26 protein-coding genes are annotated in these 26,221 nt (G+C 38.8%); 13 read left to right on the forward strand and 13 right to left on the reverse strand.

Annotation, left to right across the window (positions count from 1 at the left end):
• Positions 1 to 177: 177 nt before the first annotated feature.
• The 9 genes from AC0IWE_RS22170 (at position 178) to AC0IWE_RS22210 (ending at position 7,512) form a co-directional block, all read left to right on the forward strand.
• Positions 178 to 1,575: an anthranilate synthase component I family protein gene (locus AC0IWE_RS22170; protein WP_200912301.1), complete on the forward strand. Its 1,398-nt coding sequence runs from the start codon at positions 178 to 180 to the stop codon at positions 1,573 to 1,575.
• Positions 1,576 to 1,620: 45 nt separating this feature from the next.
• On the forward strand, positions 1,621 to 2,208 hold the full coding sequence (locus tag AC0IWE_RS22175; protein WP_055909108.1) for an anthranilate synthase component II: 588 nt from the start codon (positions 1,621 to 1,623) through the stop codon (positions 2,206 to 2,208).
• A 104-nt stretch (positions 2,209 to 2,312) separates the two neighbouring features.
• Positions 2,313 to 3,095, forward strand: coding sequence for an indole-3-glycerol phosphate synthase TrpC (gene trpC / locus AC0IWE_RS22180; protein ID WP_055909523.1), 783 nt, complete (start codon positions 2,313 to 2,315; stop codon positions 3,093 to 3,095).
• A 225-nt stretch (positions 3,096 to 3,320) separates the two neighbouring features.
• Positions 3,321 to 4,511: a GTPase HflX gene (gene hflX, locus AC0IWE_RS22185; protein WP_055909106.1), complete on the forward strand. Its 1,191-nt coding sequence runs from the start codon at positions 3,321 to 3,323 to the stop codon at positions 4,509 to 4,511.
• An 87-nt stretch (positions 4,512 to 4,598) separates the two neighbouring features.
• Entirely contained in the window at positions 4,599 to 4,976 is a 378-nt protein-coding gene (gene rbfA / locus AC0IWE_RS22190) for a 30S ribosome-binding factor RbfA (RefSeq protein WP_025143353.1), read from the forward strand.
• Positions 4,977 to 4,982: 6 nt separating this feature from the next.
• The gene (gene trhA / locus AC0IWE_RS22195) at positions 4,983 to 5,612 is read left to right on the forward strand and encodes a PAQR family membrane homeostasis protein TrhA (RefSeq protein ID WP_471794756.1); all 630 of its coding nucleotides are present in this window, start codon (positions 4,983 to 4,985) and stop codon (positions 5,610 to 5,612) included.
• A gap of 5 nt (positions 5,613 to 5,617) precedes the next feature.
• On the forward strand, positions 5,618 to 6,316 hold the full coding sequence (locus AC0IWE_RS22200; protein ID WP_471794757.1) for a peptidoglycan DD-metalloendopeptidase family protein: 699 nt from the start codon (positions 5,618 to 5,620) through the stop codon (positions 6,314 to 6,316).
• Positions 6,317 to 6,453: 137 nt separating this feature from the next.
• On the forward strand, positions 6,454 to 7,107 hold the full coding sequence (locus tag AC0IWE_RS22205; RefSeq protein ID WP_471794758.1) for an energy transducer TonB: 654 nt from the start codon (positions 6,454 to 6,456) through the stop codon (positions 7,105 to 7,107).
• Positions 7,108 to 7,512 (forward strand): hypothetical protein, encoded by a 405-nt coding sequence (locus AC0IWE_RS22210; protein WP_471794759.1) that lies wholly within the window; start codon positions 7,108 to 7,110, stop codon positions 7,510 to 7,512.
• Here AC0IWE_RS22210 and AC0IWE_RS22215 read toward each other — a convergent pair.
• Entirely contained in the window at positions 7,489 to 8,373 is an 885-nt protein-coding gene (locus tag AC0IWE_RS22215) for a diacylglycerol/lipid kinase family protein (RefSeq protein ID WP_471794760.1), read from the reverse strand. The two genes, AC0IWE_RS22210 and AC0IWE_RS22215, sit on opposite strands and share 24 nt — an antisense overlap.
• Before the next feature lie 57 nt (positions 8,374 to 8,430).
• Between AC0IWE_RS22215 and AC0IWE_RS22220 the strand changes: the two genes are divergently transcribed.
• Positions 8,431 to 9,405, forward strand: a complete 975-nt coding sequence (locus tag AC0IWE_RS22220; RefSeq protein WP_471794761.1) for an App1 family protein — start codon at positions 8,431 to 8,433, stop codon at positions 9,403 to 9,405.
• A 10-nt stretch (positions 9,406 to 9,415) separates the two neighbouring features.
• On the opposite strand, the gene AC0IWE_RS22225 is transcribed toward AC0IWE_RS22220, so the two are convergent.
• Positions 9,416 to 9,784, reverse strand: a complete 369-nt coding sequence (locus tag AC0IWE_RS22225) for a YccF domain-containing protein (RefSeq protein WP_029274540.1) — start codon at positions 9,782 to 9,784, stop codon at positions 9,416 to 9,418.
• A 106-nt stretch (positions 9,785 to 9,890) separates the two neighbouring features.
• Here AC0IWE_RS22225 and AC0IWE_RS22230 point away from each other — a divergent pair, with 106 nt between their 5' ends.
• Positions 9,891 to 10,244: a hypothetical protein gene (locus AC0IWE_RS22230; RefSeq protein WP_471794762.1), complete on the forward strand. Its 354-nt coding sequence runs from the start codon at positions 9,891 to 9,893 to the stop codon at positions 10,242 to 10,244.
• A gap of 343 nt (positions 10,245 to 10,587) precedes the next feature.
• Here the strand turns inward: AC0IWE_RS22230 and AC0IWE_RS22235 are convergent, their stop codons facing one another.
• From AC0IWE_RS22235 to AC0IWE_RS22245, 3 genes are all read right to left on the reverse strand, one after another.
• Positions 10,588 to 11,175: a DUF1501 domain-containing protein gene (locus AC0IWE_RS22235; protein WP_471794763.1), complete on the reverse strand. Its 588-nt coding sequence runs from the start codon at positions 11,173 to 11,175 to the stop codon at positions 10,588 to 10,590.
• Entirely contained in the window at positions 11,147 to 11,788 is a 642-nt protein-coding gene (locus AC0IWE_RS22240) for a DUF1501 domain-containing protein (RefSeq protein ID WP_471794764.1), read from the reverse strand. The genes AC0IWE_RS22235 and AC0IWE_RS22240 overlap by 29 nt, the downstream gene beginning before the upstream one ends.
• Before the next feature lie 178 nt (positions 11,789 to 11,966).
• Positions 11,967 to 13,409, reverse strand: coding sequence for a DUF1800 domain-containing protein (locus AC0IWE_RS22245; RefSeq protein WP_471794765.1), 1,443 nt, complete (start codon positions 13,407 to 13,409; stop codon positions 11,967 to 11,969).
• A 74-nt stretch (positions 13,410 to 13,483) separates the two neighbouring features.
• Between AC0IWE_RS22245 and aat the strand changes: the two genes are divergently transcribed.
• The gene (aat, locus tag AC0IWE_RS22250) at positions 13,484 to 14,116 is read left to right on the forward strand and encodes a leucyl/phenylalanyl-tRNA--protein transferase (RefSeq protein WP_471794766.1); all 633 of its coding nucleotides are present in this window, start codon (positions 13,484 to 13,486) and stop codon (positions 14,114 to 14,116) included.
• Between the two features lie 78 nt (positions 14,117 to 14,194).
• Here aat and AC0IWE_RS22255 read toward each other — a convergent pair whose 3' ends face one another.
• The 4 genes from AC0IWE_RS22255 to AC0IWE_RS22270 form a co-directional block, all read right to left on the reverse strand.
• On the reverse strand, positions 14,195 to 14,803 hold the full coding sequence (locus AC0IWE_RS22255; protein ID WP_055909068.1) for a TMEM175 family protein: 609 nt from the start codon (positions 14,801 to 14,803) through the stop codon (positions 14,195 to 14,197).
• A 103-nt stretch (positions 14,804 to 14,906) separates the two neighbouring features.
• A complete protein-coding gene (locus AC0IWE_RS22260) occupies positions 14,907 to 15,689 on the reverse strand; it encodes a 3-keto-disaccharide hydrolase (RefSeq protein ID WP_463492289.1) in 783 nt (260 codons plus the stop codon).
• A gap of 65 nt (positions 15,690 to 15,754) precedes the next feature.
• Positions 15,755 to 16,072, reverse strand: coding sequence for a YgaP family membrane protein (locus tag AC0IWE_RS22265; protein WP_471794767.1), 318 nt, complete (start codon positions 16,070 to 16,072; stop codon positions 15,755 to 15,757).
• Between the two features lie 206 nt (positions 16,073 to 16,278).
• A complete protein-coding gene (locus AC0IWE_RS22270) occupies positions 16,279 to 19,170 on the reverse strand; it encodes a DEAD/DEAH box helicase (protein ID WP_471794768.1) in 2,892 nt (963 codons plus the stop codon).
• A gap of 340 nt (positions 19,171 to 19,510) precedes the next feature.
• On the opposite strand from AC0IWE_RS22270, the gene AC0IWE_RS22275 reads away from it, so the two are divergent.
• Entirely contained in the window at positions 19,511 to 20,521 is a 1,011-nt protein-coding gene (locus AC0IWE_RS22275; RefSeq protein WP_471794769.1) for a PorP/SprF family type IX secretion system membrane protein, read from the forward strand.
• Here AC0IWE_RS22275 and AC0IWE_RS22280 read toward each other — a convergent pair.
• From AC0IWE_RS22280 to AC0IWE_RS22295, 4 genes are all read right to left on the reverse strand, one after another.
• The gene (locus AC0IWE_RS22280; protein WP_471794770.1) at positions 20,518 to 20,967 is read right to left on the reverse strand and encodes a gliding motility-associated C-terminal domain-containing protein; all 450 of its coding nucleotides are present in this window, start codon (positions 20,965 to 20,967) and stop codon (positions 20,518 to 20,520) included. The two genes, AC0IWE_RS22275 and AC0IWE_RS22280, sit on opposite strands and share 4 nt — an antisense overlap.
• On the reverse strand, positions 20,957 to 24,049 hold the full coding sequence (locus AC0IWE_RS22285; RefSeq protein ID WP_471794771.1) for a right-handed parallel beta-helix repeat-containing protein: 3,093 nt from the start codon (positions 24,047 to 24,049) through the stop codon (positions 20,957 to 20,959). Before AC0IWE_RS22285 ends, AC0IWE_RS22280 begins: the two co-directional genes overlap by 11 nt.
• A gap of 168 nt (positions 24,050 to 24,217) precedes the next feature.
• Positions 24,218 to 24,466, reverse strand: a complete 249-nt coding sequence (locus tag AC0IWE_RS22290) for a hypothetical protein (protein ID WP_471794772.1) — start codon at positions 24,464 to 24,466, stop codon at positions 24,218 to 24,220.
• A gap of 351 nt (positions 24,467 to 24,817) precedes the next feature.
• A complete protein-coding gene (locus tag AC0IWE_RS22295; protein WP_055909518.1) occupies positions 24,818 to 26,218 on the reverse strand; it encodes an efflux transporter outer membrane subunit in 1,401 nt (466 codons plus the stop codon).
• Positions 26,219 to 26,221 lie beyond the last annotated feature (3 nt).

Here is a 26,221-nt window from a genome sequence, read left to right on the forward strand (position 1 = left end):
GGCAAAGTAATTCGAACGGATTGCGCTGGCTGCGTATGAACAAAATATAGTTTATCAACCTAAACCTTATTAAAGAACCATTAAAGCCCGGCGTAGAACCACACGCCGGGCTTTTTATTGTTAAAAAATACGAAATGCAAACCTTAAGCCCTATAGCTTACACCATTTACCTTTATCATGTATAAAATAAATACGACTTACAAAAAAATGCTTGCCGATACCACAACGCCAGTGAGCATTTATTTACGCTTACGTGATGTGTACCCCAACAGCATCCTGTTAGAAAGTTCCGATTACCACAGCAGAGAAAACTCAATGAGCTTTGTTTGTGCAGATCCTGTTGCAGGCATCATTTTAAAGGGCTCAAGATTGGAATCTTATTTCCCTGATGGCACGGTAGAAATTACAGAAAGCAAAAACCTTATTGATGAAATAGCCGATTTTAAAGATAAATTCAGAGAAACTGAATTGCCTGAAATCAAGTTTATATCGAGCGGTTTATTCGGTTACTTTACCTGGAATGCTGTGCAGCATTTTGAAGATATTAAGTTTACTTCTGAAACCCCCGAGGGTGAAGATATTCCGGAAATGCAATACCATTTGTACCGCTACATTATTGCCATCGATCACTTCAAAAATGAAATTACGCTTTTCAAAAATACTTTTGAAGGAGAAGAGGAAGGCGGATTGGAGAAAATGGAATACCTGATTCAGAATAAAAATTATCCTGAATATAAGTTTCAATTGCGCGGTGCAGAAAGCTCTAATCTTACCGATCAGGGTTTTATGGATCTGGTAGAGAAACTTCAAAAGCACATTTACCGCGGGGATGTTTTTCAGATTGTACCTTCGAGGGCATTTAAACAAGCTTTCTCTGGCGATGAATTTAATGTTTACCGTTGCCTGCGTTCTATAAATCCATCACCATATCTGTTTTATTTTGATTACGGGAACTTCAAATTATTTGGTTCTTCACCAGAAGCACAAATCACCATTAAAAACAATACTGCAAATATTTTCCCCATCGCAGGTACTTTTAAACGCAGCGGAAACGACATTGAAGATGCCGAACAGGCCCGTAAACTAGAGCAGGATCCTAAAGAAAGTGCAGAACATGTAATGCTTGTAGATTTGGCAAGGAACGACCTGAGCAGACACTGTAACCGTGTTGAAGTAAAATCATTTAAAGAAGTACAATACTACTCCCACCTGATCCACCTGGTTAGCAAAGTAAGCGGGCATTTGCAGGAAGATGTAAGTGCTTTTAAAGTAGTTGCAGATACTTACCCAGCGGGTACTTTAAGTGGTGCGCCAAAATACAAAGCCATGCAGCTGATTGATGAAAACGAAAAACTCGGCAGAAATTTTTATGCAGGCGCAATTGGTTTTATGGGTTTTAATGAAGATTTTAACCATGCCATTATGATTAGAACATTTATGAGCAAGAACAATGAACTGCATTACCGTGCCGGTGCGGGCATTGTGGCCGATTCAGTTCCGGAAACCGAAATGCAGGAAGTAAATAATAAAATTGCAGCCCTGCGTAAAGCACTGCAAATGGCAGAGGGAATATAGTTGGGCGTTTTTAGTTTGGAGTAAAATCCGTTAACAGGAAATAAAATGGAAAATATAGATAAAAAAACCGTCTTAGTAATCGATAACTATGATAGTTTTACCTACAACCTCGTACATTTAATTAATGAGGTAGGTTATGAAGCTGAAGTTTGGAGAAACGATAAATTCGACTTGGCAGATGTAGATAAATATGATAAAATTTTGCTTTCACCAGGTCCGGGAATACCCGAAGAGGCCGGTTTATTGCTGGATGTGATCAAGACATATGCACCTACAAAAAGTATTTTTGGCGTATGTTTAGGTCAGCAGGCCATTGCCGAGGTTTTTGGCGGAACTTTATTAAATTTAGGCAGACCAATGCATGGAATTGCCACTCCGGTAACCGTTGTGGATGGAGATGAGCCATTGTTTTGGGAATGCCCGCAAACAATAAATGTTGGCCGTTACCACAGTTGGGTGGTAAGTAAGGATAACTTTCCTTCATGTTTAAAAATTACGGCAAGAGATCATAAAAGTGAGATTATGGCTTTAAGGCACGAAACTTTGGATGTGCGTGGTGTACAGTTTCACCCCGAAAGCGTACTTACCGAGTATGGTAAACAGATGATGCAAAATTGGTTAATGACCCCCTAGCCCCCTGAAGGGGGAATGAAAACCCAAGTAACTTAAAGTTTAAAATTGATTATAACAGAAATATGAACGATGGAAAGTCAAAGTCCCCTTCAGGGGATTTAGGGGTGAACATATTAGATAAAATCGTATTACGTAAAAAGGAAGAAGTTGCAGCCGCAAAGGCTTTAATCTCTGTTCAGGATTTAGAAAAATCGGTGCATTTTAACAGAACACCCTATTCCTTTAAATCGTTTTTATTGGCAGAAGAGCGCACTGGCATTATTGCTGAGTTTAAGCGCCGTTCGCCATCAAAGGGTTTAATTAATGGCATTGCCGATGTTGCTGAAGTAACCCAGGCGTATAATGCCGCAGGGGCATCAGCACTTTCTGTATTAACCGATGTAGATTTCTTTGGCGGTAAAACAGATGATATATTAGCTGCAAGAGCTGCAAACGATATTCCGATTTTAAGGAAAGATTTTATGATCGACGAATACCAGATCCTCGAGGCAAAAGCCTGGGGTGCAGATATTATTCTGTTGATTGCTTCAATCTTAACACCTCAACAAGTGAACGATTTTGGGAAATTTGCAAAAGATTTAGGTTTAAATGTGCTTTTAGAAGTGCATAATTTGGAAGAATTGGAGCGAAGCATCTGCCCTAATCTAGATGCCATAGGCGTAAACAACCGAAACCTGGGAGATTTTACTGTAAATATTCAAACCTCGTTTGATTTAGTCAATAAAATTCCGAACGGTTTTTTAAAGATTTCGGAAAGTGCGATTAGTAATCCACAAACAATTAAAGAATTAAAAACAGCAGGCTTTAATGGATTCCTGATCGGTGAGAATTTTATGAAAACCGATAATCCGGGTGCTGCAATTAAGGAATTTGTAGGGCAGATATAGACTGTATAAACCTCGCAGGTTTTTAAAACCTGCGAGGTTTATATTTCACTTTACCTTTAACCACCTAAGTCGCCTGAAAACATTTAACTGGTTTGATTTGGTCGTATTGCCATATAAGCGTTGACAATCATTTTGCTCTAAAGGGAATTAAAAACTTTTATTGCACGCGTATGGTTTCTTAATGGATTTACAAGTTTGCAAATTTCGTATCTTTGTTGCAATTACATGGGAAAACAAAAATTTTATGATACTGCCATTGTGCAGGAGCGGGCAATTTTGGTTGGTGTGGTTACACCCGGCGAAAAAGATGCCCAAACAAAAGAATATTTAGATGAGCTGGCCTTTTTGGTTGATACAGCCGGTGGGAAGGTAGAAAAGGTTTTTACACAAAAAATGCTTAAGCCAGAGCGTGCCACATTTGTGGGTACAGGAAAACTGGAAGAAATAAAGGCTTATGTAAAATCGGAAGAAATTGATGTAGTTGTATTTGACGATGAACTGTCACCTTCACAACTGCGCAACATCGACCGCGAACTTGGTGTTAAAGTGTTAGACCGGAGCAATTTAATACTGGATATTTTTGCCAACAGGGCGCAAACGGCACAGGCAAAAACACAGGTTGAGCTGGCACAATTACAATATGTACTGCCACGCTTAACAGGTATGTGGACACACTTAGAACGCCAAAAAGGGGGTATCGGGATGCGCGGACCGGGAGAAACGCAGATTGAAAGTGACAGGCGGATTATTTTAAACAAAATCTCTTTGTTAAAAGAGCGTTTAAGAAATATCGATCGTCAAAACGAAACACAACGTAAAAACCGTGGTCAGTTAATTCGCGTAGCTTTGGTTGGTTATACCAACGTGGGTAAATCTACCATCATGAATATGCTGTCGAAATCGGAAGTATTTGCAGAGAATAAACTATTTGCAACTTTAGATACAACAGTGCGGAAAGTGGTGATCGAGAATTTGCCTTTTCTGCTTTCAGATACCGTTGGATTTATCCGCAAACTGCCTCACCATTTGGTAGAGTGTTTTAAATCTACTTTAGATGAAGTACGTGAAGCGGATTTACTGATCCATGTGGTTGATGTTTCGCACCCAAACTTTGAAGATCAGATTAATACGGTTAACGAAACATTGAAAGATATAGGCGCGATTGATAAAGACATGATTTTAGTTTTTAATAAAATTGATGCTTATGTTTCGCCAGAACTTGATGATGAAGCAGATGATGGTAAATTAACGCTTGAAGACTTTAAGAAAAGTTGGATGAGCCACGATAAAGTGCCTGTATTGTTTATATCGGCTACAGAAAAAGAAAACTTAGAAGAGTTTAAAACACTATTGTATGATAAGGTTAAAGCCGCACACGTGGCAAGATACCCGTATGATAGTAATTTGTTATATTAGATTAAATTCCGTCATTGGATGTAGAAATAAAACCCGCAGTATTAAAAACTGCGTGGTCTCATCACAGTGCCGATAGATAAATACACTATGGAAAGTAAACGTCAGCAGAAATTTGCAGGAGTATTACAAGAGGAGTTGGCACAGGTTTTTCAACGTGAAGGTGCTGCGTTTTTGCCAAATACACTGGTAACCATTACCCGGGTTCGGGTTTCGCCAGATTTGGCAGTAGCCAAAGTTTACCTAAGCTTTTTTAATACCAATAATACTACACTATCTATCAATACGGTTAACGCACATGCAGGCGAAATCAGGTATAAGCTAGGAAGCAGAATCCGCCACCAGGTTAGGGTTGTGCCAGAGCTTACTTTCTTTGTAGATGATACAAATGAATATGTAGAGCGTATGGATCATCTTTTTGATAAAATTGCAAAAGAGCCACGGCAAAAAGACGAAGACAGCGAATAAATCTTTGTGAGGAAGCTAAGGGAACCCGTTAATTTCTTCACACATTTTATACCGGCGTTAATTGCAATTCCGGCAGGTTACCTATTGCTCCAAAAGTGCCATACCCCAATTGCGTATACTGCTGCCTGGATTTATAGTATTGGTACCTTTATCCTTTTTGGTGTAAGTGCAATGTACCATGGCTATCCGGCTACTGATTATGGTGTGCGTTTCTGGCAGAAATTCGATCATTGCTGCATTTATCTTATGATTGCAGGGTCGTATACCCCAACCGCATTGCTTGTATTTGATGGTTGGCTTAAGTGGAGTCTGTTCGCCATAGTATGGATTATTGCCATTGTTGGTTGCCTGCTTAAAATCTTTAACCGGTTAAAAAGTAACGCCATTTCCTTGTCGATATACATTTTAATGGGCTGTTTAATTGTGCCTTTGCTACAAAAAATGTTGGGTGCTTTACCTGTTGGGGCAATTTTCTGGTTGTTGTTCGGGGGTATTTTTTACATCGCCGGAACTTATTATTATGCAAAAGATAAACCGCTGTCCAGGTGGATGCACAGTCACGAACTTTGGCACCTGTTTGTAATTGGTGGTGCCTTATCTCACTATATTTATAATTTCGTTTACATTTTTAAATAATCAGCATGCAAACTTTCGAGCAACTTATCCAATCAAATGCTTCTTTGATCCAAAAAGTTGTAGATTTTGATGTAAATCAGGATCAGCTTTTAAGTTTAGATTTTACAGCAGCAAATACTGAGCTAACGGATGAAATTTTAGACAATACCGATCTGTTTTCTGCCTGGGTAAACGAAAAACTTGCCGGCAATAATGCGCGTTATGGAATTGGCGGATACAATGAACACCGCACCATTTATTCGCGGAGTGCTCATTTTGACACCGGCGAAGAACCCAGAAGATTACATTTGGGCGTAGATATCTGGGGACCGGTTGCCACCCCAATCTATAATTTTTATGATGCTACTGTTCAAAGCTTTGCCAATAACAACAACTTCGGCGATTACGGTGCAACAATAATTCTTGCGTATGAAATAAATGGATTTAAGTTTAATGCTTTATACGGGCATTTAAGTTTGGATTCATTAAATGGTATAGAAGAAGGTAAATTTATTGCCGCAGGAGCGAGATTTGCATCATTGGGTGCAAAAGAAGAAAACGGTTATTGGCCGCCACACCTTCATTTCCAATTAATCGAAAATATGGAAGGGTTAAAAGGCGATTACCCTGGAGTTTGCAAGTTTAGCGAAAGGGAAAGGTACTTGTCCAATTGCCCTGATCCGAATTTGATTCTGAAGGCTACGTTTTCCAAGCATTACCACTGAGAACATAAAGAGGTTTTATTTAGCCACAGAAATACAGATTAACAAGGAATAATTTCTGTGATTTCCGTGGCAAAAAACTTCCCTTCCCTTTGCGAAAAACTTTGCGTGCTCTGCGGTTAAAACCGTAAATTAGTATAATGAAAAAGCTATTCACCATTTATCTACTTTTATGCTGCTCATATGCCATGGCACAAGTCCAGTTTAAATCAGGGAAAAGTGGCTTTACGAATTTCTTAAGAGAAAATACCATCTATCCTCAGTTTTCTAAAGATAACTGCATCCAGGGAACGGTAAATGTGAGCTTTAAACTCGACAGTGAGGGAAAGGTTTATTTCTCGAAAGTAAGTAAAGGAATCTTGTCCGATCTGGATGAAGAAGCATTACGTCTGATTCGGATGAGCAGCGGGAAATGGCAGGTTCCGGCGGGTTACGATACCACGGTATCGATTGTTGTTCCTGTTAATTTTGTGCTGTCTGGCTACAATTGCGAAGGGAAATCAAGCGAAGCCATGCAAGAATCCATCCGCAGTTATCAGGCCGAAGAGGCTTTAACAAATTCAGTAATCAACTTTTATAAAAACATCGATCAGGCAAAGCCTGGGCAGGAAGCTCAGATTATTGCCATAAAAAATCAACTCGGTATAGACGATGAATATTTAGGCGACCGGATAAAAATGGGTTTGAAAAAGATAAAACAAGGCGATAAACAGGGAGCCTGCGAAGATTTTACTTTCGTTAAGTATATGGGGAGTAAACTGGCAGACGATTATCTGGCAAAATATTGTAAGTAAATGAAAAACGCCACCAGATTTTTTGCTTTATTGGATATTATCAGCATCATATTGCTGGCAAAGCAGTTTTGGCAGATTTTAACTCACCTGAACGAGATTCCAGATCAGGTACTCTCTCAAGCTAAAGTAGTTTTACTGTTGCCCTTGTTCGTATCGTTGTTTATTTCGGCAATAGGATTAATTTTACTTAAAAAATTTGGTTTTATAACCTATTACATTCAATTTCCATTCCGTTTAGTGGTATGGGTTTTTTCTATCGGTTTCATTACTTATCTGCCAGAAGTATTACATCTGGGCGATCGCTGGTTCGATATCCTATTCCGGGTTTGTTTTATTGCCGAGTTTTTCAGATTATACTTTACAATTAGGATTCACCGTGCACTACCCGATAGCTTCAGGGGCTGATTCGTTTGACAATACAACAGTAATGGCAGCTGGAATAATTTTAGCTTCTACCGTATTTACCTGGCCAATATATTCACCATCAACCTGGAAGTGCGCTTTATGTTTTGAAGAAATTTTTACCTCTGCAGTTTGAAATACTTCAATCTTTTTAGGGTTAAATGGCAGTTTGGTAATCCAAATTTTTAATATCTCCATGTAAGAGTAATCTTTAACCAAAACCACCTCAAAAAGTTCATCATCGAGTTTTCCATCCGGGTTTATTTTTAAGCCAGTACCATACATGGTCGCATTGGCAATGGCCACCATCGCAGCTTTAGAGGTTATGGTTTCATCTTTAAGTTTTAGTTGTACCTCCATCCGGCGGTGACTCCACAATGCGTGCCAGGTAGCTTTTGCATAGCCCCACATTCCGCGTTCGGGTAGTGCATCAAATTTTTTAACCAGGTAGGCATTGAAACCAAGATCGGATAAATGGATACAAATTTCCTCATTAAGTTTAACTACATGAATTTTTTGGAGTCGGCCGCCATCCAAAAAGGCCAAAGCCTGTTCAATATCTGTTGGTATGCCCAGTTCTTTTGCCATGCCATTAGCCGAACCTGCGGGTATAATCCCAATGGGTGTTTCGGTATTTAATAAACACTCTGCAACCAGTTTTAATGTGCCATCGCCACCCACGGCCACAACCCGATCTGCTTTCGAACTGTTAATTTTTTCCTTAATCTTATCAATGGAACAATCTTTAGGCAATTCAAATAAATCGACTTCGGTATTTTTTGCCTCGAAATGTGCAGAAATTACTTTTTTTAAGTTTATATCGTGACTGCCAGAGCCTGGATTGATGATAAATAGTAATTTCATGTAGTTAACTTATGTTTACATCACAAACAACTTTTAATTAACTCTGTTTTAATAACAATGAATAAATCTGTAAGTGTAAAAGTATATCATGGTTATGGCCATACCCACAATCTTGTTGTTTATGGGCACGTTTTTAAGCACAAAGCGAAAACAAAGCAGATTTATAGCAATAATATACTGGTTAACATCATTTACCTCTTAAAGCTTTTTATTTTAAAACCTTATGCTTTTGCTGATGTCCGTTTACGGTTTTTTAACCAGATCATTTCCAATACAGCCGAGGCAGATGGCTTTTTTAAATTCGAATGGGAAGCTGAAAACGACATCCCCGCGGGCTGGCATGATGTAAAAGTAGAAGCAATTGATCAGAACGGAAGTGTGTTGGGTACTGGGGAAGGAAAAATTTATGTGCCACACATTACGCAATATGCTTTCATCTCTGATGTGGATGATACGGTAATGATTTCGCATTCTGCCACTATTGGACGACGGTTGAGAGAGCTTTTTGTCAAAAATCCACACACCCGGAAAACTTTTCCTGCTGCTGCAAGCCATTACCAGCAACTTGCACTTTCGCATACCGATTCCAATCAGCCCAACCCGTTCTTTTATGTAAGTAGCAGCGAGTGGAATCTTTACGATTATTTGGTAGAAACATTTAAATTTAATAAACTACCTGATGGTGCTTTTCTTTTAAATACTTTAAAGCGGTGGAAAGATTTAATTAAAACAGGCAAAACAGGGCATGAAGGTAAATTATTAAGGGTAATGCGGATCCTGGATGCTTTTCCGAACCAGAAGTTTGTATTTTTTGGTGATAATTCGCAGCATGACCCTCAAATTTATGCTTCCATAGTAGAGAAATATCCAAAAAATATTGAGGCAGTTTACATCCGTAATATTCGCCCTGAAAAAGAAGCAGAAGCGTTAGAACTGCTTAGAAAAATTGAAGGTAAAAATGTTAGGGCTTGTTTGTTTAATAATAGTGAAGAGGCGATTGAACATTCTAAATCAATAGGATTGATCCAATAATTACCTCAAATTATGAAATCGATTTCCCGAAAGGTGTAAAAGCCAGATTCATTAGCTTAAAATGCTGACGACCGAATGGAATACCTACAATGGTAATGCAAAGCAGGATGCCAAAAAACAAATGGGTTAACGCAATCCAGAAACCACCACATAAAATCCAAATCAGGTTCATGATGGTAGAAAGGCAGCCTGTATTTGATGATGTATCGGTTATTTTAACCCCAAAAGGAGCAAGCCCCACAATGGCAAATTTAAAACATTGTATGCCAAAAGGAATACCTACAATCGTTAAGCAAAGGATTAAGCCTCCAATAATGTATTCGAAGAAAATAAAGATGCCACCAAAAATAATCCAGATGATATTGCCTAAAAAGTTCATTGTGTTTTTTTAGGTTAAGATTTAATTCTGAAGTATTTGTTACAATTCATTTCAACAACATCATGTATTCTTTGTAATTTAGAATTACACACAAAAGAAACACAACATGAAAAAATTAATTCTTGCAGCGGCGTTCGTCGCTTGCTTTGGGCTGTCGCGCGGTATTGCCCAAAATGTAAATGGCGTAAAATTGACGGATATCCACGTGGATTTTGTTCAGATCCGTGCAACAAAAAGTTTTCTGGCAGATAAACAATGGATTGCGCTGGAGTATGGGCAAAAGGTTGGCGATTTTAGCGAACAGTACATTAGGGATGATAATGATAAAAAACTAGGATTTAATTCAGCAATTGATGCAGTGAATAAGATGAAAGCCTATGGCTATGAGTTGTTTAGTGTTTATACAGAGCAAGTTTCTTCAGATTCAAACCGGCCGGTTTATGTACTAAAAAAGAAGTAAATATTAAAGAAGTCAAGTTTGAATGGCCAAAGTGCTGTGAAACTTGACTTCTTTTGCCGTTCTATGTAAAATCAAGCGTAATATTTCTTTTTAGATATTAAAGAAGTCAAGTTTGAATGGCCAAAGTGCTATAAAACTTGACTTCTTTTGCCATGCTATGTAAAATCAGGTGTAATATTTCTTTTTAGATATTAAAGAAGTCAAGTTTGAAGGGCTAAAGTGCTACGAAACTTGACTTCTTTTGCCGGGCTATAAAAAATCAAGTGTAATATTTCTTTTTAGATATTAAAAAGTCAAGTTTGAATGGCTAAAGTGCTGTGAAACTTGACTTCTATTGCTAAGGTTATATAAAATCAAGTGTATTAAATTTCTTGTTTAAAATATCCGCATTATTTACATCCAGCCATTTATCTAGAATGGTACCATATACCTGTCTAAAATCCAACTGATATTTTAAATCGCCCGTATCTAAATCGCCCAGATTAGGCGCAGCGTTAAAAATGCCTTGTTTTTTTAATTTTCCACCGAAAACAAACATATTATTTGCAGTTCCATGGTCGGTGCCGTTGCTGGCGTTTTGTTCAACTCTCCGGCCAAATTCAGAGAAAGTGATTACCAATGTATCGTCGAGTTTGTTGTTCGATTTTAAGTCTTTCAAAAAAGCAGCCATGCCTTCGCTATACTGTTTAAGCAAATTGCCTTGTTGCCCGATCTGATTTACATGCGTATCGAAACCGCTTAACGAAACATAATATACCCTGGTTTTTAATCCCGAAGATATAAACTTGGAAACCGTTTTCAACTGGTTCGCAAAACCCGAAGTTGGGTAGGTTGATTTCGATTGATAAATTTTCGATGTATTCTGTATATAATTTGCAGAAGATGAAGTTTCGATCATGGTTTTATACAAATAACCCCAGGTTATCTTCATCTAAATGCTCTTTATCGTTTTGCAACATCGATTTAAAAAAGGGATCGTTGGTATTGCGGAATAAGGCTGCGGGATCTTTCAAAGCGATGCCTTTTTTGGTTTGCCCTTTCATCGCTAAAGAAAGTGAATCATCTACCTCAATTGCAGTATAAGGGAATTTGCAGGTTTGGCAGTTGCTGTCTAAATAGCGGCCAATCCATCCGGTAGATAAAAACTGGTTGCTATCACTACCGGTTTGCCAGATATCCATTGAACGGAAGTGCGAACGGTCAGGATTTGGGTAACCTACATCGTTAATAATCGTCATCCAACCTTGGTCGTGTATCTCTTGCAGGGCAGCCATATTCGGGTTTAAGCCTTGCATATCGTTAAGTTTAATTACTTCTTCAGGCTTAATGGCTATGCTTTTTCGTTTTTGGTAATAAATATCATTTCCAAATGGGATTACGGTGTTTAAACCATCATTTCCGCCAGAAAGCTGTACCACAACCAGGTTTTTGTATAAACTCAACTCATCCAACGCCATGGCCTCAAGCGGTTTCATAAAAGCGGGAACGAATAACGAGCCTGCTGCAACAAACCCTGTATTTCTTAAAAAATTTCTTCTGTTCATCTTGTTAGTGTTTAAACTAATTGCTTGTTTTTAATGGCTCATATTCAACATTTTAGCTAGTTGGCTAACCTGTTATTAGCCATGAGTCATTAAACTATCAACCGGAGTTTAAAATCTTCGGTATTTTGTCACTTGGCTATCAACTATGAACCATCAAACCATTAACCAAAATAAGCACCTAGCACAGTTGATATTCGGGCATACTTGTAATTTCTACTGCTGTACTTCTCAACCCTTTATTATCACTTACCATGGTTGTTATTTTAGTGTTTAATTTCGGTTGCAATAAAAATTGGGTCAATTCTAATGGCGTTAATCCTTTAGGTAAAGTATCTAAAAATTTGGTCCAGTTTGCATTGGCATTTACATATGATTTTGGTTTCGTATTGGCATTTGCATTGGTTGTTGCTGTACGGCTTAAGGCAATTACAGCTTCATCTTCAGGGTCGGCTTTACCACTAAAGTCGATTTCCCCATCATTTAAAACCAGTGAAGGAATGCGCATTCTCAACATTAACGAAGAGCTGTCAATCCAGTTTTGTCCGCCTGGCCAGCCCGCTACATTTGGCGGGTTAAACAGGTATTGGCCCAAACTGCTCTGCAATTGTATTAAAACCTGAGGTTTGTTATAGGTAACATAGAATTCTCTGCTTAAACCTACCAGAAATTCTGCCGGCGATTTAATTTTGGTGCCAACGTTCTCATCACTATAAAACCAATCTGATGTGAACATTTTCCTCATCAATGAGGCAATGTCGTATTTTGAGTTGTAAAAGTGTGTGGCAAGTTCTTTTATGTGCGCTTCGTCTGGATTATCGTTTACAAAGAATTTATATACTTTCCGGGCGATAAATTGTGAAGTTTCAGGCTTTTCGAGGATAATATCAATAATGTTTTCCCCTTCAAAATTTCCGATTTTACCAAAAAAAGTTTTTGTTCCCGCATCATGTTGGTTTTGTCTAAAAACAAACGATCCGTCTTTATCATACATCCAGCCGGTAAAAGAACGGGCAGATTCTTTAATATCCTGCTCGGTATAATTTCCCCTGCCTAGGGTGAAAAGCTCCATAAGCTCCCGGGCGAAATTTTCATTTGGCTTCCCTTTTTTGTTTTGCTGATTATTAAGGTATTGCAGCATTGCAGGCGACTTCGAAACCTCAACAAGTAACGTTTTAAAACTGCCAAGTGCATTTTCGCGTTGTATATTGTTTAATTGTTGTGCAAAAAAGGGATTATTGCTGCGGCAGGCAAAATGGCCGTGCCAAAAAAGAGTCATCTTCTCCCTCAATGGCGCATCGGTATTAATCATTTTATTTACGAAAGCAATGTTTAAATCGCGGCTTACTTCGTTTTGTTCGCGAATAATCTGCTGTCGCATTTTTTTCTCCTCATCGTTGAGGTCTTTTTTGGCATATAAACCTGCCTGCACCAAGAGTTGCCGCTTAGATTCAAAATCATTAACCAAGTTGATGGGATCTTTTTTTTCTGAATCTTTGAGGAGGTTATCTACCACTTTCTCAAGATTCTTTCTGCTTAGCTTTTCCAGATCGGTGTAAGAAATACCAAAGCCCGCCCGGTTGTAAAGATGTTTTACTTTGAAGAAATTATCTTTTGCGCTCATAATGGCTTGTTTTACAGTATGACTTATTTAAAACGCAAGGGTTTAATCTTTGTTTTCTTTCTTTATTTTTGTCCATGTTTTTTCAATTGTTAGACGATAACCCAGGCTTCCCTGATCCGGCTTTGGCAGAGGAGGATGGTTTGTTGGCTATTGGTGGTGATTTAAGTACAGAAAGGCTTTTAGTTGCATATTCAAACGGTATATTTCCATGGTTTAGTGAGGGCGAACCGATTCTGTGGTATTCGCCGCATGAGCGTTGCGTAATATATCCTGATAAGATAAAAATCAGCAAGAGTATGCGGAAAGTTTTAAAAGATGAAATTTTTAATATCACCTTTAATAAGGCTTTTGCAGATGTAATTATAAACTGCGCAAATACTGAAAGGAAAGGGCAGGATGGCACCTGGATAACCAATGAAATGCAGGATGCCTACATTAATCTCCATCAGCAAGGTTACGCTCACAGTGTAGAGGTTTGGCTTGATGACAAATTGGTAGGCGGCTTATACGGAATTAAGGTAAACCGCATTTTTTGTGGCGAAAGCATGTTTAGCCATGTAAGCAATGCTTCTAAAGCTGCACTGGTTTTTTTGAGTAAAATGAATATCGATTTAATCGACTGCCAAATGCCAAACGATCATTTAATGAGTTTAGGCGCAGAGATGATCAGCAGGGAATTGTATATGGAGGTTCTTCAAAAGTCTTGATGCATAAGGGTTTAAAATGATTTTATATTGCGGATAAATGTTTATCAAACCGCCTGTTTTTAATCTGATACCTTAATGCTAATCTTTGTTCCCTACATCAATTAAGCCTTGCTCACGCATTGCGTTTTCTATTCTTTTATCGGGAATAAACCAGATGCAGGCCACTGTAAAATAAAGTGCGACACCAATCCACGGATTGATAAAGCTGAAGGCTATGCCGGCAATATAAAAAATAAGTGAATATTTACCTTTAGCGTCGTTACCGATGGCATGTACAACAAGTGAATGCTGCCCTTCTGTTTTTTTGATAACAATAACCAGTAGGGTGTAAGAAACAGCTGCAAGAAAAAGCACTGCACCATAAACAATAACAGGCCAAAGCGCAAAATGATGTTCGCCCATCCAGCCAGCAGCAACGGGAAATAGTGATAACCAAAACAAGAAATTAAGATTGGCCCAAAGCATTGATCCGTTAGTTTTTTTTACTGCATGCATTAAATGGTGGTGGTTGTTCCAATAAATACCTACATAAATAAAACTGAGAATATAACTGATAAACTTTGGAATAAGCGGCTTTAAACTTGCCAAGGTATCGCCATGTTCAGGAACCTTAATTTCTAAAACCATAATGGTGATGATAATTGCAATTACCCCATCACTAAATGCTTCTAATCTGCCTTTGTTCATAATTTGCCGCTAATTTGATGGTACAATTATCAGTCAAATTATTTTATAAAACAAAACCTGCAAGTTTTTGGCTTGCAGGTTCCTTATTGTTGTGTTGTTGAAATTATAGTTCTCTTACCCAAATGTTCCTAAAGCTAATTGCCGGACTAGGGTCTCCATGATCTTGTAATTTAATCGAAGCCGGGCCATGTTTTTTGTATTCAGGAGCGCCGATATACCTGGTTTCGCCTTTTAATACATAACCGTTTTGTAAAAGTACACCGTTTAAAAATAGGGTAACGCTTGCTGGTTTTTGTACTGTTCCGTCTTCATTAAAACGTGGAGCATTCCAGATGATATCATAATATTGCCATTCGCCTGGTTTTTTGTTTGCATTTGCCAGTGGGATAGCTTGTTTGTAAACGCTTCCGGTTTGGCCGTTAACATAAGTTTTGTTGTTATAAGCATCCATAATCTGGATTTCATAACCATCATCACCACCGCCGGTTGAAGCTAAGAAAACACCGCTGTTTCCACGTGCCTGACCTTCTCCAGATATATTTTCAGGAATTTTCCATTCCATGTGCAATTGATAATCGGTAAACTTTTTATTGGTTTCGATATTTCCTGTACCTTTTTTTACGGTGAAAAACCCGTCATCAATTGTCCAGGCTGCTGGTTTCGATGGATCTTTAACCGAATGCCATGCGTCAAGATTTCTGCCATTAAAAAGTATTGTAGCATCAGATGGTGCATCCTGAGGCAACTTACCTGGGGTAACTATTTTAGGTACAGGTTCCCAAACCTCGGTTGTTTTTGGGTCTTTGGCAGGATCTGGTTTTTTATCTTGTGCCATAACTTGCCCTGCAAATAAAACAGGAATAAATAATAGTGTGTACTTGTTCATAATTGTGGTTTAACTTTTTAAAGTTAACCAGTTTATTAAGAAATGGAAATTTCGTATTTAAAATTTTACCCCAAATCGTCAACAACGTAGGTTTCAGTTACAATTACCTCATCAGGGGCTATATCTTCCTGTCTTTGCTCTGCCAAATCGCGCATAGGGCAATAACCCGTTATGCCGCGATATAGTAAGCCTGCTCCAATTGCGGCACCTGTTAAACCAATAACCGGGTGTGAAAATATGCCAGTGATTCCTTTAAAAAGAAGGTATGTACCAGCTGCGCCAGATAGCCAACGCTCGGATTTTGATACGTTTTGAAACAACTCTGGATACTTCCAGGCTTCTTTAACGTTATTTACTGCTGTATTAAAATCTTGATTTGTCATAATGGTAGTATTTATGTTCTACAGTATAACAAGTAAATAGGGAATGAGTTTTGAAAAGAAATTTAAAATAATGTTGCCACGGAAGGGGTTGTTATATGCTTTGATGCCACTTTTGGATTTGATTTCTAATATTACAGTTTGAAGTTTGCCATGTGTGGTTTAAAATAGCTTTTCAACTCAACTCCAAATGGACCGTGGCAAAAAAATTAATTCAATATATCCCTGATATCATCCTTACTCAGCGATTTAAAGAAACTCTCTTCTGTGGTGATTAAAGAACTTGCCAACGATTTTTTGCGGTTTTGCAGCGCAAGAATTTTCTCTTCAACAGTATCTTTAGCAATAAATTTATAGATGAAAACCTTTTTATCCTGACCGATACGGTGCGTTCTGTCAATGGCCTGCTGTTCTACCGCAGGGTTCCACCATGGATCGAGAATGAAAACATAATCAGCCTGCGTTAAGTTTAAACCTACACCACCTGCTTTTATGGAGATCAGGAAAACCTTTAGTTTGGTATTTTGCTGAAATTCGGAAACAATTTCCCCACGGTTACGGGTTGAGCCATCTAAATAGGCAAAAGGAATATTTTCTGCTTCAAAATGCTTTTTAAAAATATCAAGATGTTTTACAAACTGCGAAAATACCAGCACCTTATGTCCGCCTTTAAGCACATTATCTAATGTATGGATCACGTTTTCAAACTTTCCTGAATCTGATATATATTCTCCATCGATCATTACCGGGTGATTGGCCAATTGGCGTAAGGCGGTTAATCCCTGTAAAAGCTGAACTTGTTTTTGTGCAAAAGTTCCATCATCCATGCTTTGCAGCAGATCATTCCGGTAGGCTGATTTGGTTTTTTCGTAATATGCTGCCTGATCTTCACTCATGTCGCAATATATAACCTGCTCGGTTTTAGGAGGCAACTCTGCGGCCACTTGTTCTTTCGTTCTGCGGAGCACAAAAGGTTTAATGATCGATTGCAGTTTACGCGCTTTTTCTTCGTCTTTTTTCTTCTCTATCGCCTGTACATATTCTTCGTAAAAGAATGCTTGCGTACCCAACAAACCAGGATTTAAAAATGTTAACTGCGACCATAAATCGCTTACCGAGTTTTCTACAGGCGTACCACTTAAAATTAATTTATGCCTCGATTTTAAACTTCTAACCGCTTTAAATGATTTCGATGCAGGATTTTTAATGTTCTGACTTTCATCGAGAATAATGTAGTTGAAATAAAAGTTTTTTAGTTCATCTACATCAACCCTGGTTACACCGTAGGTGGTAATAATGATATCATAATTGGCAAAATTGGCCACATCCTTATTTCGATTTGTGCCTGTATGCGCCAGTATTTTAAGTTTTGGGGTAAACTTTTTCGCTTCTGTTAGCCAGTTATATATTAAAGAAGTTGGCATTACAATTAGTGATGTGGTTTGAATACCCAATAACTGGTCGTCTTCTTTAACTTTTTGAAGCATGGCCAGTGTTTGGATGGTTTTACCCAAACCCATATCATCAGCTAAACAGCCGCCAAAATTATATTCGCGTAAAAAGCTGAACCAGTTATAGCCGGCCTTTTGGTAATCGCGTAAACTGCCTTTAAAGTGATCAGGCATCTGTGTATCGGCAATATCTTCAAAATCAGATAAGCGTTGAAGCTTGCGTTCGAGCGTAACATTTGCCAAACTGTCTTCGGCCAGATCGTTTATCAGGCCAATATGGTGTTTCTTTAATTTTAATGTTTTTCCTGCTTCTGCCAAACTGAACAAGCTGCCGTATTGGGTAAACCATTTATCCGGAATAATGGCTACTTCGCCATCAGGCAATAAAAATTCGCGTTTTTTATGAAGGATGTGTTGTTTTAACGATAGAAAAGGAATTTGGTATTTCCCAAACCAAACTACGGCATTTATGTCAAACCAATCGTTGCCTTCTTTAACTTCAAGGTCGATTTTACTTGCCCCTAGTACAAATTTTTTCTGTCCGGTTGCCTGTTCAATTTCAAAGCCTGATGCCTGTAAAATTTCGATATGCTCGTTTACCCAGTTAATGGCTCCATAACTCGGATTTTCATCCGGGGCAGCCACCTCAAGGTTACTGAAAAGTGCACTTGTTTTTTTTAAACCAAGTGACAGCAGTAAGTTAAATTGTTTTTTTTCCCATTCTGCTGAGCGTTTTACCCGGTGGAAAATATAGTTATCGGCTGTTTTTTCTAAGCGTACGGTTACTTTGTGTGCATTTTCTACAGGGAAAGTATATTCGCCATATTTAAAGTACAGTTGGATTTGAGAAAGACCACCATCAACATATAAAACATTAATTACGGGAACGGCCTCAAATTGTTCTGTTCTAATTTCGAATCCCTCTGCGTAAACATGGTGTTTCTCAATTAATGGGGCAACAAATTTTTCGAAATAAGTGGCTTCGGTGGCTTTTGGTATGGCAATGAAACGTTTATTTAAAAACGGTTGCAGTTTTTTGCCTTCAATATCCTGATCAAAAAAGTATAAAACATCGTTTAGTAACAACCATGCAGGTTTGTTGCTGATGATCTGCGCTTCTTTAAACATAAATTCGATGCGCAGGTTTTGATATTTAATGGTAGGAAAGTACCTTGTTTCGGTTTCGTTTCTTCTGAAATGAAAAAGAATCGAAGCAGGTTCGGCCGCAAGTTCAATTTTGCGTTCTACCGGCCAGCCATCTTTATCCATTACATAAAGCTCATTTTTAACCTTTAATATTTCTAAAGCCTCGGCAAGTTTTTTTTCAATTTTTGGGCGGACGCTCTCATAAAACTTATCGTCGAAAATTTTGGTAAAGAACTCTGTCGGTCTGATCAGCTTTTTATAATATTTTTTAATCAGCGAATCCTGCTCAATATCGTCTAAAATTTTAATCAGCTTATAATCAATTTCACTTAAACAGGCATTAAATTCTTCTGCTGTATGGGTAAAAATTCTCTGGTAAGTAAAAGAAAAATCTCCTTGTGGGTTAAGCTGAACTACGTGTGGTTCAATTAAGTAGCCCAAATACTCATGCTTGCACAAAGAGTACACCACTTTACAGGCTTTAGAACTATCGACACGTAACATTGATTGGTTTAAAATTTTTGCAAGCTAAGCGCTTAAAAAACTTTAAACTTACAATATTTTGATGTCACATCAAAAGAAACAGCTGTTTTTGAGATAAAAAGCAGCATTTTTTTTGTCTAATTTTAAAAATACCCAATCAGAAAATGCTTTATACAACCTTAATGATTTGCGTTGCTCAACTTTCGCATCAATTTGATGTTGCCAGCTTGTTTTGGTTACGTGTGAAAAGGAATTGCACACATAAATATTAAATACTTTATAATTGGCTACAACTTATTATCTTAGCCCTTGTATTGATCAGTTTTTAGCATCAATCAATTAACGCATCACAATAGTTTAAATGAAATTTTTTTACGCGCTCTCTCTGTTCGCTTGTCTGTATTTTTCTGGCTACGGACAGGAAATCCCACGGAGTACACAATATATTTTTAATAATATCCTCTTAAATCCTGCCTTGGCTGGGATAGATAATTATACTGACCTTAAATTGGGTTTGCGTAAGCAGTGGAGTGGTTTAGAAGGTGCTCCAAGCACTCAATACCTTTCTTTAAGTACGGCCATTGGTGAAGATTTTGTTCGAAGCAATGTAAATTCATTTGCCGGAAATGGCGAAAACCCGATGAGCAGAAGTTATGTAAATAATTATACAGCAGCAGAGCCCCATCATGGAATTGGATTGGTAGCCATGACGGATAAGGCCGGTTTGGTGCGACAAACGAACGTAAATGTAACGTATGCCTATCATCTTGGCCTTACCAACGAAGTAAATTTATCATTGGGCTTATCGGGTGGCTTTAAATCAATCAGTGTTGATGTTCGTGGTATTATTGCCGACGAATCTGGAGATCCATTGTTTTCTGCTGATTATAACAATAAAATAAGACCGGATATTGGTGCCGGTGTTTGGTTATACAGCCCAAGGTTTTTTGCTGGTGTATCTGCAAAGCAATTAATTGGTAGCAAAAGTGCCATCGTAAACGATAAGGTTAAAACAGATGCCTACCAGGCTGCTACCTTTTATGGAACAGCAGGTTATAAGATATTTCTGGATGAAGATATAGCGATGATCCCATCGGCATTGATTACCTATTGGGCAAACTCGCCTGCTACATTTGATGCCAATTTAAAGTTTGCCTATAAAGATAAGTTTTGGGTTGGCACGAGTTTCCGTAACAACGATTCTTTTTCGCTGCTGGCGGGATTTAATGTTGCATCATTGGTAAACCTGAGTTACTCTTATGATGTAAATACATCAGGCTTACGCTCGGTAAATAACGGCACGCACGAAATTGTACTCGGTATTTTATTAAATAACCGTTACCAGGTGGCTTGTCCGAGCAGGCAGTTTTAGCGCAATAGTGTTATGCTGCCACCCAGTGGTTTACATTCGGCCCTTAAATCAATCACATAGTAGTAAACCCCGGCAGGTAAATCTTTACCTCTAAAACGGCCATCAAATGGTTTGGTATAATTACCGATTGATTCGAATACCAACTGACCGCCACGGGTATAAATTTTAATGTTTGTACCTTTAAAATCTGGTAAACCCCTTACTTGCCAAACATCATTCATACCGTCGCCATTTGGTGTCATGGTATTGGTTATTTCAAGGTTGTCGTGCGTTACTTCTACATGTACTTTTGCAAATTCGCTCGTACAGGATCCTAATTTTCTCCTTACAAAATAATCGGCTGTTTTGGCTACCCTAAACTTAAATATTCCGGTACTGCTTTCTAAAAACGGCTTACTATCGTCGATTTTTTCGAATAACTGGTAGGTGCCTTCTTCAGGAGGCAACTACTGGCAGCACGATATCAGATACATAACAAACGCGGAGATCGTTGATGATTGGTGTGAGAATTTTGAAAGGTTCGTCAACCACAGTGTAAGATTCACTAACTGCATAGCCGCATGTTGTTTTATCGCGAACTTCTAAATGATATGTGCCTGCACCAACATTAATCAGATCCTGCGTATACTGAACTGCTTCTCCTGCTTCATTTATCCATTTAAAATCATAAGCAGGAATCCCGCCGATTACCTGAATGCCTTTTACAGAACCTCTTTGTAAGGTACAACCATCTTTTATTACAGTTGCCGTATTGGATACGATGTTTAATTTTGGCGTAACATTGATCGGATATGGGCCTAAAATAGTTTCGCAATTATTAACATCATAAGCGAACATCCTATAATTTCCTCCGGGTAAATTTTTAAGCTCGATAATATTTCCTGTTCTTGTTGCGCCTGCCACTGTAGAGCCAGACTCATCTACCCATTTAAACGATGTTGGAAGTGTAGAGCTAAAATTAAGGTTGATGCTGCCATTAATCAACTCGCAGGTGGTATTGTTTACCGTTGGTGTAAAGGTGTAAATTGTTGGGGTTAGCGCATCTACCCGGTAAGTTCTGTCTAAAGTACAGGTATATAATGAATTGCTTGCTCTAAGTGTATAGGTGCCCGGAGCAAGATCGATCAGTTTAATAGACATGCCTGGAGAATAGGAACCTTTTTTTATGCTTTGTAAAGTTGGGCTTAACCATTCGTACGTATCGGCGTTTGTGATTGATACCCCGTCGATAATTCCATTGTTGGCCCCGCACCTTGCTGGTGTAACTGCTCCACCATTTATGGCCACATCGCTATAGGTGCCGATAAAAAAAGTTGCAGTAACAGGCGAACACTGGCCCTGATCGGAAACAGATAGTGTATAGCTGCCACCTCCAACATTTTCAAGGTCTAAGGTTGTTGATACAACATCTGTACCTAAAACTCCGGTAATTGGATCGCGCTTAAACCATTTATAACCTAATGTACCTGTTGCATCGGTAATGGTAATACCTGTAATAGAACCGTTTTCCTTTCCGCAAGCGGCAGAAACTGTTCTGGATGGACTGCCAATTTTTGGTTGTGGTTTTCTGGCAACTGTAATCGGATCTGAATTTAGTGTACAGGCAGCTTCATCTGATACTTTTACGTAATAAGTGCCTTCGGGTAAATTTACCGGGTTTGTTCTGCTTACAACAGCACTTGTTGCGGTATTTATCCACTCGTATTTTATAACACCTTTACCCCTCAAAACCTCGGCTGTAAATGTAAAAGATGTTTGTCCGCAGATTGGATTGACAGGTATAATAGTAGGTTTTGTTAATTTTTGGTCTTTAATTATGAACACTGTTGGAAATGCTTTACATCCATCATCAACAGTTACTTCATAAGTACCTACCTCCAAATTGGAAATGCTTTGTGTATTGCCTTTAGGTACACGGCTACCGTCGGTTTCTATCTTTACCCAGGTAAATGTAAATCCTTCGCGCACTTCAGGGATGGTGATTGATCCGTTGGCATTACAGGTAACCGGCTCCACTATAGCTTCATTAGGTAATAATTCTGCTGTAGAAAACGGAGAGGTGGTGGCATTTAATAAACTTGCCGTAGCGGTAACCATCCCACTTAGGCTGCCATTGTATTCCCATCGGCCATCGCTGCCTGCCTGTACCGTTGCAATATAAGTTTTACCCTCGCAAATGCCCTGACAGTTTACGGTATAAAATAACTCTACTTCTGAATTTGGGGTGGCCCTGCCCGAAACATAATCACTTCTTTTTTTCAGTACCTGGATATAGGGTTGAAGAATGGACAATGTTTTTCCAATCCCGAATGTTTTGTTACAAAAGAAACTGTTTCGGGTAATTTTTACCGGCTTTGATGATACCGTTTCGACACCGAAATTGTTGTTGGCTATTAGGTTTACTTCAGCTGGGGTAGCACCGCCAATGGTTCCACCTGCACCAGATTCTATTTTAACCCCAATACCGTTGCCCATTACCACAGTTCCGGCAGCGTCAGTACCTATTGCATTGCCTGTTAAAACAAAATCTGAATTGGTAATGGAAACACCTGTTGTTCTGTTGCCACCAATAATATTGTTCCGTACGTAAAGTGCTGTATTAATTGAATTAACCTTTAACCCGGCAATTTCTAATGAAGATGAAGAAAGAAAAATGGGTAATTCATGGAAATCCTTTTTACCGGTATAATCGACCCCAATTTTATTGTTGATTACGTTAACATCAAACCTTGCATTAGTAGAATATGATGACCGGGTAATGTCGAGGTTAATCCGGTTTGCGGCAATTACATTTCCTTCTCCGGCACTGTCGCCACCAACATCAAGCGCGCTATCGTACAAATTGGCCGAGATACCGAAAACGTTGGTGTTAGGGGTTATCCCATCATATATTACTCCTATTAAATTCGACTGGATCTTAATTCTGGTTGCTGCTATATTGCTATAGGGAAAGTTGTTCCGGATAACGATACCATTAATATTGCCACCGATTACATTTCCCTTTCCCGGAGCACCGATGATAATATTATTTGCCCGGTAATCAATCACAATTCCTGATCCTTGGGCGGTATTTACATTCTGTAAATTGGTAATGGTTGCAAAATTTCGGATGTATAAACCATAAATTTCAACACCGGTGGTTTGAACTTGAGTATCGGATGCCTGCCCAATTACCAAACCTGAAAATGTTGTGTTTGCATATTCCGGTTCTAAAATTACCTTAGCTCCTGAAACGCCGAGTGCGGGCCAGGCGGTTTGTGAGGTACCATCAATTACTACATTGGATGATACGATGGGCAATGCAGTACGGAGCCTAATGGTTCGGTTTGCATTATCACTTGGGCTACCAGGTAAATTAAAGTTAATGGTATAGGTAGAAGCCCGGTTTGCTACCGCTGCTTGCGTTAAGGCATCTCTTAAGGTTCCAGGGCCGCTATCCGCATTACTGGTTACCACATAAGTTTGAGCGTAGCTATTGCTAAAGAAAAATAAGCCAACTAGTAGGGCTAGAAGTTTTGAGAGACGCATAAATTTGTTTGGTTAAGCCAAAATACAAATAAACTGTTTAGTGGCTAACGTTTTAGAAAACAAACGTACATTATTTTTTCGAAAATAATTGAGCCAGCTTTTAAAGGGGTGTGCACAATGAGAAAGTACAAGTGTAACGGGCTTAGAATCTTCGTTGTAATTATAGAATCAAGCTGATTTTGGACATTTGGCGATTTTACTTTGATTTGCCGCTGCTCGCGGCAGGAAGGTTTCAAAGTAACTTTGATTTGTCGCTGCCCACGGCAGGAAGGTTTCAAAGTAACTTTGCTTTGTCGCTGCCCATGGCAGGAAGGTTTCAAAGTAACTTTGATTGGTCGCTGCCCATGGCAGGAGAGTTTCAAAGTAAAATGCACTTATGATGGTTATTTTTGCCCCTATGTTTAAGGCGATCGTCATACTGATCCGATAGCTATCGGATTTACTTCAGCACCTTAGTAGGTATTTTAAACACGGTCGTCATTCCCGCGCATGCGGGAATCTTAAAGCGATCGCTATGTTTTTATAAATTAAATCACCCCGCATGTTTGTCTTTGAAAATTAGAGTGGACGCATAGAATCGTCATCTCGACCGAAGCAACGCGAAGTGGAGAGATCTTTGAATTTGCCTTGCGCCAATTCCGTCCTTTGCGTGGCTGTGGATGACAAACCACATGTCTTCCGTGGCATCAGGCTTAGGCCAACAATTTACTCAACAAAAAAGGCATTCTGAAATATCAGAATGCCCTAAAAATGCTTGTTAATTATTGTTTATTTCCAGCCACCGCCTAATGCACGGTAAAGGTTTACAACCGACTGTAGTTTTTGTAATCTATCGTTAATGCCACTCAATTGAGCGGTTAACAAACTCTGTTCTGAAGTTAAAACATCAGTATAGTTTGTTGCTGAGCTATAACGCAATAATTCTTTGGTAAAATCAACAGCTTTGGTAAGCGAAGCAATTTGTTTTGCGCGTGTTTCTTCTTTTTCTGCTGCGGTTTGGTAAGCGTACAAAGCATTCGAAACTTCCTGTCCGCCAGTTAAAAGCGTTTGCTGGAAATTGTAAAACGCAATCTGCTGGTTTGCTTCCGCTGTTTTTAAACGGGCTTTATTTGCGCCTTTAGCAAAAATAGGCTGCGTTAAACCACCAACCAAATTGTAGAAGATCGATTTGCTGAAGAAATCCTGCAATTGCAAACTCGATAAACCACCTGCTGCGGTAATGGTTAATGCAGGATAAAAATAAGCCTTGGCCACATTGGTATTTTCAAAAGCCGATCTAAATCCAAATTCAGCTGCAATTACATCCGGGCGGTTTTTTAACAATTGCGCAGAAACTCCGGTTTGTAAATTGGCATATGGTGTTTGCTGATCCAAAGTAGTGCGGTTAATTGCGTTTGGTGCTTTTGCAACCAGTACACTCAAGGCATTTTCTGCTTCTTTAATGCTTCTTTTTAAATCAGGCAATGTTACCTGGGCAGCATATAAATTGGCTTCACTTTGTACAACAGCGGCTCCATTAACCACAGCACCTTGTTTTAATGCCCTCATGGTTTCTACATCCTGAGTTCTAACCTTAATGGTTTGCTCAGTAATGGCCAGTTGCTTATCTAGCGCCAGTAACGCATAATAGTTGTTGGCAATAGTTGCAATTAATTGAGTTTGAACGGCTCTTTTGGCAGCATCACTTTGTAATAAAGTAGCATATGCACCACGTTTTGCGCTGCTCAGTTTACCCCATATATCAGCTTCCCAACTGGTACTCAGCTGTGCTTTATAGGTTTGTGTTTCTAAATTAATGTTTATCCCTGCCGGAAAATTCTGTGCCGCAGCCGACGCTTTATTATCGGTTACGTTTACATCGGCCTGTAAACTTGGCAATAATGCCCCGCGACTTTGAATTAAAGTTGCTTCTGCAATCTTAATGCGCTCAATTGCCTGCTTTAAGTCTAAATTTTCATTTATTCCCTGTTGAATGAGCGATTGCAATGTGGTATCAGAAAACAACGTTTTCCACTGCAAATCGGCCATGGTTGTTGTATCTGTGGTATTGTTATCCCGGTATAAGCCTTCGCTGGTAACCTGTGGGCGTTCGTATTTTTTAGTTACGCAAGCACTCAGACTAAGAATTGCTAAACCGATTAAAATGGAATGTTTATATCTAAAATTCATTTT

The organism is Pedobacter sp. AC402 (assembly GCF_979252805.1).

What these genes read in the sequence shown, in the direction of transcription:
- AC0IWE_RS22245 (WP_471794765.1), bottom strand. Translation starts at nt 13,409, where the DNA reads ATGAGCGCAAAAGATAATTTCTTCAAAGTAAAACATCTTTACAACCGG.
- AC0IWE_RS22225 (WP_029274540.1), bottom strand. Translation starts at nt 9,784, where the DNA reads ATGAACTTTTTAGGCAATATCATCTGGATTATTTTTGGTGGCATCTTT.
- AC0IWE_RS22200 (WP_471794757.1), top strand. Translation starts at nt 5,618, where the DNA reads ATGCAAACTTTCGAGCAACTTATCCAATCAAATGCTTCTTTGATCCAA.
- AC0IWE_RS22275 (WP_471794769.1), top strand. Translation starts at nt 19,511, where the DNA reads ATGAAATTTTTTTACGCGCTCTCTCTGTTCGCTTGTCTGTATTTTTCT.
- AC0IWE_RS22240 (WP_471794764.1), bottom strand. Translation starts at nt 11,788, where the DNA reads ATGAACAGAAGAAATTTTTTAAGAAATACAGGGTTTGTTGCAGCAGGC.
- AC0IWE_RS22170 (WP_200912301.1), top strand. Translation starts at nt 178, where the DNA reads ATGTATAAAATAAATACGACTTACAAAAAAATGCTTGCCGATACCACA.
- hflX (WP_055909106.1), top strand. Translation starts at nt 3,321, where the DNA reads ATGGGAAAACAAAAATTTTATGATACTGCCATTGTGCAGGAGCGGGCA.
- AC0IWE_RS22285 (WP_471794771.1), bottom strand. Translation starts at nt 24,049, where the DNA reads ATGCGTCTCTCAAAACTTCTAGCCCTACTAGTTGGCTTATTTTTCTTT.
- AC0IWE_RS22205 (WP_471794758.1), top strand. Translation starts at nt 6,454, where the DNA reads ATGAAAAAGCTATTCACCATTTATCTACTTTTATGCTGCTCATATGCC.
- AC0IWE_RS22255 (WP_055909068.1), bottom strand. Translation starts at nt 14,803, where the DNA reads ATGAACAAAGGCAGATTAGAAGCATTTAGTGATGGGGTAATTGCAATT.
- AC0IWE_RS22270 (WP_471794768.1), bottom strand. Translation starts at nt 19,170, where the DNA reads ATGTTACGTGTCGATAGTTCTAAAGCCTGTAAAGTGGTGTACTCTTTG.
- AC0IWE_RS22265 (WP_471794767.1), bottom strand. Translation starts at nt 16,072, where the DNA reads ATGACAAATCAAGATTTTAATACAGCAGTAAATAACGTTAAAGAAGCC.
- AC0IWE_RS22210 (WP_471794759.1), top strand. Translation starts at nt 7,108, where the DNA reads ATGAAAAACGCCACCAGATTTTTTGCTTTATTGGATATTATCAGCATC.
- AC0IWE_RS22215 (WP_471794760.1), bottom strand. Translation starts at nt 8,373, where the DNA reads ATGAAATTACTATTTATCATCAATCCAGGCTCTGGCAGTCACGATATA.
- AC0IWE_RS22220 (WP_471794761.1), top strand. Translation starts at nt 8,431, where the DNA reads ATGAATAAATCTGTAAGTGTAAAAGTATATCATGGTTATGGCCATACC.
- aat (WP_471794766.1), top strand. Translation starts at nt 13,484, where the DNA reads ATGTTTTTTCAATTGTTAGACGATAACCCAGGCTTCCCTGATCCGGCT.
- AC0IWE_RS22235 (WP_471794763.1), bottom strand. Translation starts at nt 11,175, where the DNA reads ATGAAGATAACCTGGGGTTATTTGTATAAAACCATGATCGAAACTTCA.
- AC0IWE_RS22175 (WP_055909108.1), top strand. Translation starts at nt 1,621, where the DNA reads ATGGAAAATATAGATAAAAAAACCGTCTTAGTAATCGATAACTATGAT.
- rbfA (WP_025143353.1), top strand. Translation starts at nt 4,599, where the DNA reads ATGGAAAGTAAACGTCAGCAGAAATTTGCAGGAGTATTACAAGAGGAG.
- AC0IWE_RS22290 (WP_471794772.1), bottom strand. Translation starts at nt 24,466, where the DNA reads ATGACGATCGCCTTAAACATAGGGGCAAAAATAACCATCATAAGTGCA.
- AC0IWE_RS22230 (WP_471794762.1), top strand. Translation starts at nt 9,891, where the DNA reads ATGAAAAAATTAATTCTTGCAGCGGCGTTCGTCGCTTGCTTTGGGCTG.
- AC0IWE_RS22260 (WP_463492289.1), bottom strand. Translation starts at nt 15,689, where the DNA reads ATGAACAAGTACACACTATTATTTATTCCTGTTTTATTTGCAGGGCAA.
- AC0IWE_RS22295 (WP_055909518.1), bottom strand. Translation starts at nt 26,218, where the DNA reads ATGAATTTTAGATATAAACATTCCATTTTAATCGGTTTAGCAATTCTT.